General features: G+C 43.2%; 10 protein-coding genes. 4 read left to right on the top strand and 6 right to left on the bottom strand.

All coding sequences use genetic code 11. The features are described 5' to 3' along the window. Positions 1-35: 35 nt before the first annotated feature. The 3 genes from VP504_RS22920 to VP504_RS22910 all read left to right on the top strand — a co-directional run bounded on the left by VP504_RS22920 (position 36) and on the right by VP504_RS22910 (position 2,505). On the top strand, positions 36-920 hold the full coding sequence (locus VP504_RS22920; protein ID WP_325894361.1) for a LysR family transcriptional regulator: 885 nt from the start codon (positions 36-38) through the stop codon (positions 918-920). A 139-nt stretch (positions 921-1,059) separates the two neighbouring features. Then, complete coding sequence (locus VP504_RS22915; RefSeq protein ID WP_325894360.1) at positions 1,060-1,974, top strand: M14 family metallopeptidase; 915 nt, start codon at positions 1,060-1,062, stop codon at positions 1,972-1,974. A gap of 129 nt (positions 1,975-2,103) precedes the next feature. Then, positions 2,104-2,505, top strand: coding sequence for a phosphate-starvation-inducible protein PsiE (locus tag VP504_RS22910; RefSeq protein WP_325894359.1), 402 nt, complete (start codon positions 2,104-2,106; stop codon positions 2,503-2,505). 50 nt (positions 2,506-2,555) lie between these two features. On the opposite strand, the gene VP504_RS22905 is transcribed toward VP504_RS22910, so the two are convergent. The 6 genes from VP504_RS22905 to VP504_RS22880 form a co-directional block, all read right to left on the bottom strand. Then, the gene (locus tag VP504_RS22905) at positions 2,556-4,826 is read right to left on the bottom strand and encodes a family 43 glycosylhydrolase (protein ID WP_325894358.1); all 2,271 of its coding nucleotides are present in this window, start codon (positions 4,824-4,826) and stop codon (positions 2,556-2,558) included. A 98-nt stretch (positions 4,827-4,924) separates the two neighbouring features. Beyond that, positions 4,925-6,124 (bottom strand): AraC family transcriptional regulator, encoded by a 1,200-nt coding sequence (locus tag VP504_RS22900; RefSeq protein WP_325894357.1) that lies wholly within the window; start codon positions 6,122-6,124, stop codon positions 4,925-4,927. A gap of 47 nt (positions 6,125-6,171) precedes the next feature. Next, positions 6,172-7,149 (bottom strand): galactofuranose ABC transporter, permease protein YjfF, encoded by a 978-nt coding sequence (gene yjfF / locus VP504_RS22895; protein WP_325894356.1) that lies wholly within the window; start codon positions 7,147-7,149, stop codon positions 6,172-6,174. Next, entirely contained in the window at positions 7,139-8,161 is a 1,023-nt protein-coding gene (locus VP504_RS22890) for an ABC transporter permease (protein ID WP_325894355.1), read from the bottom strand. Before VP504_RS22890 ends, yjfF begins: the two co-directional genes overlap by 11 nt. Positions 8,162-8,196: 35 nt before the next feature. After that, positions 8,197-9,603, bottom strand: a complete 1,407-nt coding sequence (locus VP504_RS22885; protein WP_325895426.1) for a sugar ABC transporter ATP-binding protein — start codon at positions 9,601-9,603, stop codon at positions 8,197-8,199. A 150-nt stretch (positions 9,604-9,753) separates the two neighbouring features. After that, positions 9,754-10,698, bottom strand: a complete 945-nt coding sequence (locus VP504_RS22880; protein ID WP_325894354.1) for an ABC transporter substrate-binding protein — start codon at positions 10,696-10,698, stop codon at positions 9,754-9,756. A 1,159-nt stretch (positions 10,699-11,857) separates the two neighbouring features. On the opposite strand from VP504_RS22880, the gene VP504_RS22875 reads away from it, so the two are divergent. Beyond that, positions 11,858-13,264 carry an alkaline phosphatase D family protein gene (locus VP504_RS22875; protein WP_325894353.1) on the top strand — a complete coding sequence of 469 codons (1,407 nt, stop codon included), beginning with the start codon at positions 11,858-11,860 and terminating at the stop codon, positions 13,262-13,264. The last annotated feature ends 67 nt before the right edge of the window (positions 13,265-13,331 follow it).

Raw genomic sequence — 13,331 nt, 5'->3', positions numbered from 1 at the left:
CGTTTACTACAAGATCGATGAAACGGTATGCCGCTATGCGTAGTAGCCAAATTGAAATGTTTTTAACTGCGGTAGAAGAAGGGTCGATTGCCGGCGCCGCGCGAGAGCTTGATAAAAGCCGTACGACGGTGAGTGCTGCAATCAATGCCTTAGAAGACAGTTTAGGGGTGGAATTACTTGCCCGCTCTGGTAATAGCGTGAAACTCACAGATGTGGGCCGCATGGTGCATGATGATTGCGAACGCATGTTACAAGCTGCGTTGGATATTGAAGCCAAATGCCGCCAATTCGAAAGCGGCATAGAATCGGCCCTTCGCATCGGCAGAGACGACGCTCTGCCAGAATCTTTCTGGCGCTCCACCATGCGCGAAATCCAGCAGCAATTTCCGGATTCCAGCGTTTCAATTTACGTGGCACCGCCGCCAGAGCTCTACGAAATGGTTGATGAAAACATGGTGGATGTGGCGTTTGGCTTGCTGCCTGAAACCCGCGCATTTGGACGGATCAACTCGAAAAAGCTCGGCCAGGTACGCATGATGTCAGTGGTACGAAAAGATCACCCGCTAGCGTCGATGAAGCGTATACAACGAGCGGATCTGGAACGCTACACCGAAATCACCCTAGCTTACGTCGATGATGAGGGCCTAAAAGCGCTGGATCCAATCTCTCCGCATTACATCGCATTGCCGTTTTATGAGCACCTCCGCGATGCAGTATTAGACGGTTCAGGTTGGTCAAACGTACCTTCTATGCTGTTAAGGAAGTATCTTCGTAGTGGAACATTGCAGGTGATGCGCCATTCAAACGCGATGCAATGGCAACCTTATGGCGAAATCACCGCCATGGATGCACGTGGTGGTGCCCTGACTGCATGGCTTTCAGATAGGTTGGAGAATTTCCTTGTCTCGGATAATGAGTGAAGAATCAACAACTGCAAAAGACGCTCGCAATTTTAGTTACCCGATGAAGTATCACAGCTAATATCAACCAATACCTCGAAACAACCTGACGATTGAAGGCTCAAGTTGTTTGGATTTAAAGCAAAAGGACAGTAAAAGCATGTCAAACACATATCCGATCGGTACGCCAGGTCAGCCTTGGGGTAAGGAAGAAAAGTCCCAGTGGCTGAATACCGTCAGTATCAAACGTAGTTATCAAGAAGAAGTGGTAACTAAAATCGAAGCGCTGAAAAATCGTTTTGATATTGAGCAATATGGAGCACTCTCTTACAACGTGGCCCGTTATCCTCAGTTTGGTATTTGTAGTCGCAATATCGACGCTTCCAAACCCACCATTCTGATCACAGGTGGCGTTCACGGCTACGAAACCAGCGGTGTTCATGGTGCACTGAAGTTTCTGGATATAGAAGCACAAAATTACACCGAGTATTTCAATCTGGTAGTCGCACCTTGTGTGAGTCCTTGGGGTTACGAAACCATCAACCGATGGAATCCACAAGCTGTCGATCCAAACCGTTCATTCTATGAGAACAGCCCGTCAGAAGAGGCGAAAAATGTCATGGAATGGGTAAAAGGACTGGGCTTGAAAATCTTCACCCATATTGATCTGCACGAAACCACAGATACCGACGAATCTGAGTTCCGCCCAGCTTTGGCTGCACGTGACGGAAAAGAATACGAAGAAGACATCGTGCCGGATGGCTTCTACTTGGTTGGTGACACCGACATGCCAAACACTGAATTCCAGACGGCTATTATCAACGAAGTGCGAAAAGTAACCCATATTGCACCTGCTGATGACCAAGGCAACATAATTGGTGCGCCGCTTGAGCAGGAAGGTGTGATTAACTATCCAACCAAGAAGCTAGGTCTATGCAGTGGTTTCACCAACTGCCAATATGGGACAACTACTGAAGTGTACCCGGACAGTCCAAAAGTGACTAATGATGAGTGCAATGATGCACAGGTTGCCGCGGTGCGTGGTGCCTTGAACTACCTACTATCAATACGTTAAATACCGAATTTAACTGACTCTTCACCATACATTCACATCCATCATTTTTGATGGATGTATTTTCTCATATAAAACGCATTATCCTTCAACGTTCTCGTTAGACTGCCTATTTGCAAAGGATTTAGTCATATGCCAAAGAATCGAAGCGCAAGAAAAGTCATCCATTTGATGGAAAAGCTTGTCTTGTGGCTGATTGTTATTGCAACAATCTACGCTATCGGTGAAGAAATTTATATTGTTGCAATTAACCGAACAGTTTCAGTGGGAGACCTTCTGCTGATGTTCATATATCTAGAAGTTCTAGCCATGGTACATTTCTTTTTCGAATCCGGAAAAGTACCGGTCAGAATGCCGCTTTACATTGCGATCGTCGCACTCGCAAGATACCTCATACTGGATATGAAGAATATGGATGATTGGAGAATAATCACAGTGTCTGTTGCAGGTCTTATTCTGGCCGTAACAGTATTTATAATTCGCATTGGCCATATCAAATTCCCCTACCCCAAAATGGGAGAGGCTGACGACTGAGCTTCAACTGGAATGATACGGCCATGGTAGCTTTTCTGATTAAGAGAAAATCAGTGGATGAAATCCTTTCCTTGCACCTTCGGCCATCCATTTTTCCAAGACAGCTTCCCCATGTATGCCCTGCGTCTTTCGGCATGAATGTTTAACTGTGAAACAGCACTAACAGTTGTACAGCTCAAATCGTCATCTGATGCATGAAACACGGTATACCAGTCACCCGTCTCTCTATCTTGAACAAAACCAGCATGACCTGGGCCTTTAAGAAGTTTCTTACCTCGGTTAGCATCTTTTGGCAGCAAAGCCGAATGTAAAAATGGGACTGAGTGTGTTTCATATGGCCCATATAGATTGCGAGAGCGAGCTACATTTTGCGCATATGACTCTGTACAAAAGCGGCCTGACGCATAGAACAAATAGTAATACCCACCATGCTTGATTATCTCCGGCCCCTCGATAAGTGAGCCATTAGCAATCCAGGAGTCTTCCCATAGATTATGCCCTGATCTGAGTAGAGCCTTTCGAGTTCCATCAACGACTGAAACCACACGATTTTCAACATCTATGGTGATTTCCTGCATCATAATAGCTGTTTCTCTACTTGCCTCATTGCCATCACTTCCCCCACAGTCCTTCTCATCACCATATTGGTGGTTCAAGGTTGCTGGATCAAAACAATGGTTGTTTTCCTGTTTCCACGTTAGGTAAAACTTGCCATTTTCCTGATATACATTTGGATCAATTTCGCCAGAATGATAGTTCCCTAAATCAATCGTAAAGTCAGAAACATACTCAAATTTATTAGGCGCTAATCCCTCCTGAGAGAAAACAACACCTATCCGATGTCGACCAATGTAGATATAACGCTGATCATGCTCTGCTTCTATGGGTGCACACCGTTTAGCTTCAGGAGACGAAAACATCAACATATAGTCATCATCACCTAACTTGATGGTCTCACTGGCCCAACGCTGTTGGCAATTAGCCCAATGCCTATTTTCGTCGTCTATTGTGCCATTATAGGGATAGGTGAATTCCGGAGACCTACCGAAGTTTTTTCCATAGAAATACTCTGGGACCATCCAACCTACGTCTTCATATCCCAGAGCGTTAGTCAACTCTTCTGTTTTATAGAGTTTGATGCCATTATAGCTGGCACATGTGAGATAGTAGCTTTCGCCAGAATCGATAATGAAGGGATCGGGACAATGGGGATATTCAGCCACCCCTTCCTCGTTGGTGATTGGCTTCAATAACGTGTTAACCGCAATGCCTTGCCTAAATTTTGCCCGCTCATGAGTAAAAATGTTTAATTTATCTGCTTCATGCGCTGACTGAAGTGAAAGTCCGCCGTCTCCGCAGTCTCCAGTTGCTGAGACATATCTTTGAGAAGAGTCATTCCTGTTGTAAGCAATGAGATATCCATTCGCCAACTTAGCTGGAGCCAAGACGCCACTCTCGAGAGCAAAACTGAACACAGTATTCTCACCAGCGTCATAACTGAGTCCCAGTGAAGTATCATCAGGGTCAAGCGAATAGCTAAGATAAGGATTGTTTGCTGATTCCTGTTCGTCTAACAACGCAGCAATACGATACAGACCGTCACTCAGTTTATGCAAAGAGAATGTCTGGTTCTCACCAAACGCTTTCCACAAATCTACTTTGTTACCCTCCGCATTAAAACTCAGTGCACGGTACTCGCAAGTTTTAGGAGAGTTTTCATCCAGCAGCCTAAACGCACTATTTTCATCACATCGTGTAGAGAGTGAAATCTGTTTATCTTCACCGTACGAGATAAAACGAGGGCAATCTGTTGCATTTTTCCCTTTGGAGGCTGCCTTCAAACAGACCATTTTTCCATCTTGATAACGGAATTCACCACTCTCACCACGGTCTCTTATAGAGGGTGCATCAACCAACTCAAATTCTTGGTTTACGCCAGCCGAATGCCAAAGGTCAACAAAATCAGATTCACAAGTACCAGCATGGGATATCCAACGCTCAAGGTTTTCGGAGCATCCGGTATCTGCCTTAATATAAACGTTATTGTTTCCATTGCCTTCAAGTAACCATCGTTGATTTTCCCCAGATTCAGGCCAGAGGTCTAATGGTTTACCAAGTTTACAAGAGTCATGGCTAATAAAGTCTATTTCCCTGTCAATATCGGTTGCTTTTTTAGCAGTCTGGAAATACTTGCCCTTAGAACTCCTTTCAATTTCGATATATATTTTTTTTGCATATACCTCTTTACTAAAAATAAGAATTAAATAAAAAATCAAAATAGAGCTAGTAGGAAGATTTGACTTGTACCTTGATAAATACATATTCTCACTCCATCGTGGCTTTAAGTGAAATTAATAATTTCATACTAAACCAATATAACTCAACTAAGTAATATCATTCTAATCTGAAAAATTCCCAACTATTTCCATTTTTCTCTATAGTCAACAGGTGTCATATTTACCTCTGTTCTAAAAATACGATAGAGGTATTCTTCTGAAGAGTAGCCGGATAATTTTGCGATCTCGCCGACAGATAAATTAGTACTAATAAGTAGCTTCTGGGCATATTCTAATTTTGCATCATGGAGTGCTTTGTGTATTGAGTAGCCCATAGCTTCTTTATAACGTCTCTCAATCAATGTTCTAGAGTACCCTGTACTGTCTACAACCTGTTGAACTTTTATACCTTTCTTGAAGTTTTCCCTAATAAAGGAGTTCACCTGTAAGACTATAGGATCAACACTAACATCGATATTTGTCGTGTCTCCATATATAACTCCTGTAGGGGAGATAAGATTATTTTTATTTGGACACCTTTCTCTATTTATTTTACGAATTAGTAACTCACAACAAAGCTCTCCAACTGAAAGTAACGGAATTTTAATTGAAGTCACTGCCCTTTTGTTGAAAGAGTATTCCATCTCACTTTCACTAAATGTAATAATAGAAACCTCTTCAGGGATTAAATACCCGATAGATAGACATGCATCAACGACCATTCTTGCTCTCGATTCATTCAATACAATAATTCCACAGGGCTTTGGTAGTGAGTTGATCCAATCAATGAGTCGCTGGTTTTCCACCTTCCATGTTTGAAAGTTCGTAAGCACTCCGCAAAAAGATTGCATTGTCAGACTTAATCGTTGGCTTAGTACATTAAAAGCGTGAACCCTACTTTTGTAAGTTTGGTAACGCGTATCTTCAAGTATTTCAAAACAGCCTATGCTCTTAACTCCTGAAGATAATAGCGTGTCCGCAGCCATATCTAAACAAGCTCCAGCATTAATACCGACAGAGACAGCATTGAAAGATTGAAGCATTGACTCCGATTGCTCTAACACTGCAACAATAGGCAGTTTACTTCTTTCAAACGCCCTGACTTGAAGAGGATCCGCATAGTTTGCAATGATTCCATCGAACCAAATATCTTCTATGTCGGGAGATTGCTGGTTGACTTCATTACCTAAAACCACATCAACTTCAATTTCCTCACGCATGAGATATTGGCTAATTCCTTTTATAATTCTGGCATGCGATGGAAAATAAGGGTCTAAAAGCACTGCTAGTCTGAGCTTTGTTGGTAACAGCTTACTCGTGTCGACAGCGATCACTTTTCTCATACTACTTATCCTGGGCCCCGCTCGCTTTCAAAGCGACAATGCTGTCCCTATGACCGGACTTTTTTCAGCATCCCGGTGAATGTATTGGATGCAATGATTTTCTGCATAAAAATAAAGACAAACAAAATCACACCTATAATTATTTTTGTCCACCATGAGTTAAGCGTACCATCAAATATAATAATTGTTTGTATAGTCCCCTGTATTAACACACCGAATAACGTACCTATAATATAGCCAACACCTCCGGAAAGTAATGTTCCACCTATAACGGCAGATGCAATAGCATCAAGCTCTAATCCCATGGCCGATAGTGCATAGCCCGAGAATGTATAAAACGTGAATAAAATACCGGCTAAGGCAGCTAGGAAGCTACTGGTTGCATAAACCATCACTTTCGTTTGTCGCACTGGAATACCCAACAATACTGAAGAATTTTCGCTTCCTCCTATTGCGTAAATATTTCGACCAAATGGCGTGTAATGTGCCACGACACTAAAAACCATGATGACAAATAGGAGTATTAAGCTACTGACAGTAATAGAGCCGTATCCAGGAAGCTGTATATAAAATTCACTAATACTGTCATAAAAATTGTGATTAATAGGTACCGATTCTAAACTAATAACCAAAGCTAAACCACGCAGAAAGAACATACCCGCTAGAGTGACAATAAATGGAGGCAAATCAAAATTAGCGATGAGATAACCCATTAAACTCCCAAATAACGTCGCACATACCAATACAACCGAAAACGCTAGTAGCGGCGGAAAATGGAAATGCTCTATCATAACTGCAACCGATACGCCTACACAGGCAATCATAGCCCCAACAGATAAATCAATACCTCCAGAAATAATAACCAGAGTCAGACCAATAGCTGCAACAATGAGGAATGCGTTGTCATTAAATAGATTACTAAATACTCTCATTGAAAAGAAAGCATCAAACATGACACCACCAAAGGCATACAGTGCGACAAAAACAATAATGGTCGCAATAAGCGGTAAAAACTTAGCCTGCATTTTTCTTTCCTTTTATTAATGCCGCTTGAATAGAACGCCTGAATTTTGCAGACAGGAAAAGCATCACTACTACGACCACCACAGACTTAATCACGAAGGTAAACTGCGCTGGAATACCATTAGTTAGGATGGTGGTGGTGATCGTTTGGAGTAACAACACCCCTACCAAAGTTGACCATAAGTGAAAGGTTCCACCAATAAGTGCAGTACCGCCGATCACCACAGCCAGAATGGCATCTAGCTCGGACCATAAGCCAGCGTTGTTCGCATCTGCACCTTTAATGTCTGCCGCCAAAATCATCCCTGCCAGGCCGGCACATAAACCGCAAAAGACATAAACGAACATCTTGGTGAACTTCTCATTCATACCCAGGTAATAGCTGGCTTTTGGGTTCGCCCCTACCGAAGCAATAAACAAACCCAAAGAAGTCGCTCTCATCAACCAAGCGGTGAGACCATACATACCCAGCACGATCAAAATGGGTGTGGGTACACCCAGCACATAGCCATTCCCAATAAACTCAAAAGACGGGAAATTAAAAGTCAGCACGCGACCATCAGTGATTAACTGCGCAACCCCTCTGCCAGCTACCATCAATATGAGCGTTGCGATAATTGGCTGAATGCCAATAAAGGTCACAAGGAAGCCATTCCATATCCCAGCAATACAGGACACAAAAAGGGTAATGAAAATAACGCCAAATACAGACTCTATACCTGATACGGAAATAAGGTACGCACTGACAGACCCTGCGATTGCAACAATGGCTCCGACAGATAAATCAATACCTCCTGTCGCAACAACGAGCGTCATGCCAAGCGCCAACAAAGCAATCGGAGCTGCGCGGTTTGCAATATCAATCAAACTACCGAATAGATGCCCCCCTTTAATTTCTATCGTCAGAAATGAGGGGTCAATAACCACATTGACCAAAAGCAGTGCTAACAAAGAGATGATCGGCCAGAAAACAGTACTTCGATAAAACGCCGAAAAGCCATGAATCAGGGTCACGTGAATCCTCTTTATGTTTTGGTTTCTTATAACTGTCACGTATTACCCCCGATCGCCTCAATAATACTCGTTGTCGAAACAGGTAATTCAGACAGTACGGTAACAGCATGTTTATCCTTCATTACCAGCACTTGGTCGCTTGACTCTGTGATTTCCTCCAGTTCAGATGAAATAAGGATCACAGTTACACCTTGCTCACAAAGGCCAGAGATAATCTGTTTAATCTCGCTTTTTGCACCTACATCGATACCTCGTGTAGGCTCGTCCAAAATCAGAATTGTTGGCTGAACACACAACCATCTAGCAAGAATGACTTTTTGCTGGTTACCCCCACTGAGGTTTTTTACTGGTGTGTCCCAGTGAGATGTCACAATATTGAGGTCACGAATAAAACGTTTGGCCATTTCTTCTTTTTGCGCATCGGGGATCTTTGAAAATACGCCCCGCCTGGCCTGTAACGCCAAAATGATGTTATCTTTCACCGACAAATCAGGGATGATTCCTTCACTTTTTCGGTCCTCAGGGCAAAGCGCTATCCCGGCCCGCACAGCATCTCTCGGTGATGAAATTCTCTCAGTATCACCAAACACCTTTATTTGGCCGCTATCCGGTCTGACCAAGCCAAACAACAGCTTTGCAAGTTCCGTTCTACCAGAGCCAAGAAGGCCCGCAATACCGTATATACTTCCTTTGCGAACAGAGAAATCGAGTGGAGAAAGGTAGCGCTCTTTACCAAACCGGGTGGCCTCTAGAGCGATCTCATCATTGTCGAGTAATCTGTCGACCTTCTCTTGCTTTTCTTTTTGGCGTTGATAAGGCTGATTCAACATAAGGCGAACCAAAGACTCCTGAGATAGAGAAGCGGTGTCTTCTGTCGTCACATAGGTACCGTTGCGCAAGATCGTGATCCGATCAGTGACCTGATAAACCTGATCCAAGAAATGCGTAACGAATATGATGCCAATTCCCTTTTCTGCCAGGCTGCGCATCATCACAAACAACTGTTCAACTTCGTTACCGTCCAGAGAAGCTGTTGGCTCGTCGAGTATCAATACCTTTGCCGACATGTCTACACCGCGGGCAATGGCGACCATCTGTTGAATCGCGACAGAATACGTATCAAGGTTCTTAGTGACATCAACATCGATATTCAGCTCTTTCATGCGTCGCTGAGCGGTTGCTATCATCCGTTTCCTGTCAATCAAGCCGAATCGCTTTGGCTGCCGCCCTAAAAAGATATTCTCAGCAATGCTCTGGGTGGGTATCAAATTTACTTCTTGATATACCGTGCTAATCCCTGCTCTCGACATTTTCGTTGGAGACATTCTTGTAATATCTTTCCCGTCGAGTTTTACAAAACCACTCTCCGGGTTATAGATACCGGTAATACACTTGATTAATGTCGACTTACCCGCACCATTCCCACCAAGCAGTGCATGAATCTCTCCCTTTTTTTAGTTCAAAACTGACATCAGATAGCGCTCTCACTCCAGGGAAATACTTATTGATCCCACGAACTTCAAGGACAGTTTCTGTCATGACTTTTCCTTTTTTGTTCCCTACTCAAGCATGTGCTTGAGTAGGGAAATGCTTTAGTATTTACGCGAACCAATTGTTTCTTTGGCATTCTCTCTGTAGTGGATGAGGTCATTCTGCACGACCCATTTAGGTGCCGTCTTTCCTGCAACCGCCAGTTCAATCTGATCAAAGGCCAATGGTCCTAACAGCGGATTACATTCAACCGTCGCATTTAGGTCGCCGTCTACCATGGCTTCAAACGCACCTTTAACCGCATCAATAGAAATCAATTTAATGTCTTCACCAGGAACCAATCCATAGTCTTTTATCGCTTGAATCGCGCCTAACGCCATATCATCATTGTGCGCATAGACAGCATCGATTTTTTCACCATGGGCTTTAAGAAAAGCTTCCATGACTTCCTTGCCTTTAGTGCGTGTAAATTCACCGTTTTGGCTTGCGATAATGCTCAATTTAGGGAAAAGATCGACAATTTCCTTGAAGCCTTTCTGACGGTCAATCGCTGCGCTGGCACCCGTACTGCCCTGCAATTCGACAACAGCTCCCTGGCCATGCAAAGACTGGGCTAACCAGCTACCTGCCAGACGTCCTTCAAAAATAAAATCAGATGCTACTTTGGTGAAATACAGTGAATCGTCATCAACCGAGATACCGCGGTCAACAAGAATCACAGGGATGTTGGCGCGTTTTGCCTCACGCAAAACCCTTTCCCAGCCCGTCTCAACAACTGGTGCTAAAATAATGGCATCTACACCTTGTGCGATGAACGAACGAATTGCCTTGATTTGATTCTCTTGTTTTTGCTGAGCATCAGAGAATTTAAGGGTATAGCCTCGTTTTTTAGCTTCGGCTTTAATCGACTCTGTTTCAGCTGTGCGCCATGAACTTTCTGCACCGATTTGTGCAAAACCAACGGTGAGTGCGAATGCGCTAAATGAAGTAAATATATAAAAAAAAGATACGATAAAGAGTTTATATATTAAGCTTGTCCTAAACATTTCATTAGTCTCCTTGACCACGAGTTAACCTTTATGATTAATTTCCCTCTCCTTCTTACCCATCCCCACATCATGAATCCAAATTAAGTCATATATCAAAAATGGAAAAAATTAGCTGATCAGAGATAGAAAAAGAGAACATACACAAAAATTACAATTTAAATATATAAAACTGTCAGAATTGAACACACTATTAAATTTCCAACCACTATGATATTTTTCAGCCCATAGCGCACACCCCACTATAAAAATCTTAACTCATTGAAATTAAATGTAATTATAGGGATTGGAATAACGAAATCTTCCGAGGGCAACTGCACATTCGAGCAGAACAATAAAGAGACACTAGTACCAAAAAAGAGAAATTAATTCATCCCTCTTTGTCTGCTTTAAAAAAAGTCTCTATGAAAAACGTAAAATCAATATTCAAAAATCACCATAAACCAATATAAAGCGTGTTTAAATTACAATAAACTCCTACACGATGTACGAATTAGCGTTCACGATTATCGTTATATTCCATACCCAAACGACCTGAAGATGTTTGAATTCAGAAGTCATCAAGGTGTTCAATACGAGGCAAATTTCACGAGGAATAGTCGTTCTATTTCCGAGGAATTTAATGAAGAAGTGGGCGTATTCAGAGCATCCCATAGGGCGAATTGACTGACGCCGTGCTCTTTGTTGTCCCCAAAGCGTATTTTTCAATGGCGTTGTGGCTCAGAGTAAATGCGGGATGTCATACAAAATCGGAGGTTTGTTTAAGTGCCATACCGTGATCAACGCCCACTCAAGTGCTTCACTCTTCGATTTTTGAGCGTTCCGGTATACCGTCATTTCTTCTGGACTTTTCAATGCGCCGGTCTGAGCTGGCAGCCATTACTCCGCTATTTTTTCAACTGATTCGGAATTAGAAGTCTCGCCTTTCTCCCCTTGTTCAGGCGCATGAAATCTAGGCAAGTGTTTCATTCACGCAAGAAGTTTAATGTTTTCGTTTGCGTTCCTCCATTCTGGATCTGCCCCCACTTATCCCTTCCAGTGGCGCGCTATAGTCGTGTGTATGCCTTCTTGGGCGCTTAACCTGACTTTCGTATATACATCCGAACAAATAGAGTTCATCCCACCCAAGAGGAGTCATTTCAACAACTGGAGACAAGCGATGACGTCAATCAATAAGCTTTCGGTCGGTCCCATTGTCGGGCACGTAGACGAAAAAACGGCTCGCATATTTGGCCGTTCAGACCATCAGGCACTCGAAAACGGACAACCACGAAGAACTTTTGGTGTGGCAAGAATACGAAAAGCAGGCAACAGTTTCCGCTCACCATCTGTTTTCAAAATGAATCCAAATTTTGACATGACGGGGATAGCCGTCTTTCAGGACTTGGAACCCGATACTAAATATGTTTACCAGATTGGATGGTTCTTCTCTGACAAAGAGCTCGATGAGTTCAAAGCGTCCACAAAATGGGATTGGAAGGATGCCGACCAAGGCGAATTCCAGACAGCAAGCAACGACAGTCAAGCACCAAAACAATTCGTCTTTGGCTCATGTCGCTATCTATTGCGTCTGTTCGGCGGAAGTTGGTTCGATAACCGCGGGGACAAAACGTTCAGATCAATACTAAATCAGATTAAAAGTGGTCATTCGGTTGACAAGTTCTTAATGCTCGGCGACCAAATCTATGCAGACGACCTCAAATCTATCGGTGCTGATGTAGACGTTCAGGACTACTGTGCTCGCTATCGCGATGCGTTCACTCAGGAACATATCAAAAAGCTTATGAGTTCAGTGCCTACATACATGACGCTTGATGATCACGAAATCGAGGATAACTGGCCTAGCCGAGCAAGTTCGAAAGACTTGGTGACAAAATACCCAGCGGCAATGTTCTCCTATCAGATTTATCAAATGAGTCACAGTCCTCTTCTTTCTATAGGAGAGAATGGGAAGCTATTCGGTAAACCCGGTTGTTATTACTATGCCTTCCAGGATGGTTGCTGTGATTTTTTTGTGACAGACACCCGCACAGAGCGGAGTCCAGAAGAGAGGGAAATTATCGGTGAGAAGCAAATGAATGCTCTTTTAGGATGGCTAACTAATGGTTCAGGTCGGGTAAAATTCGTTGCTACCTCAGTTCCCTTCTTCCCTGATCTCAAGAAGCACAATGACGATAAATGGAGTGGCTATAAACAACAACGTGACCAAATTATAAACTGTATCCGAGACAACAATGTTCAGAAAGTCGTTTTTCTGGCTGGTGACGTACACTGCTCAATGGCTGCTGAACTCAATATTGCAGAACACGGCACAGCACCATTGAATATCTACTCGATTATCTCTTCTGCATTCTTTTGGCCAATAATACACATGCAAAAACGGCAGTTCGTGCTCACAGGTTCAGTCGCTTCCGCGGCTGATAACAACGCCTACCAGCTAGGTGCAGTATCAGATGTATACTCTGGCGATAACTTCACCAGAGTGAAGGTGTCGCAAGAACGTCTTGAAATTCGCGTTTACGAGCGAAAAGGTATTCTGGAAAGTACGATGACGTTTGATTTTTAATCGCCGCGAGGCACTAGACTAAAATCAATCTCAACTGTCACAAGGGCAATATTGTCCCTTGTGACTG

It is taken from the genome of Grimontia sp. NTOU-MAR1, assembly GCF_035758505.1.
Lineage (GTDB): Bacteria > Pseudomonadota > Gammaproteobacteria > Enterobacterales > Vibrionaceae > Enterovibrio > Enterovibrio marinus.
This window is presented reverse-complemented; position numbering and strand designations above follow the sequence as displayed.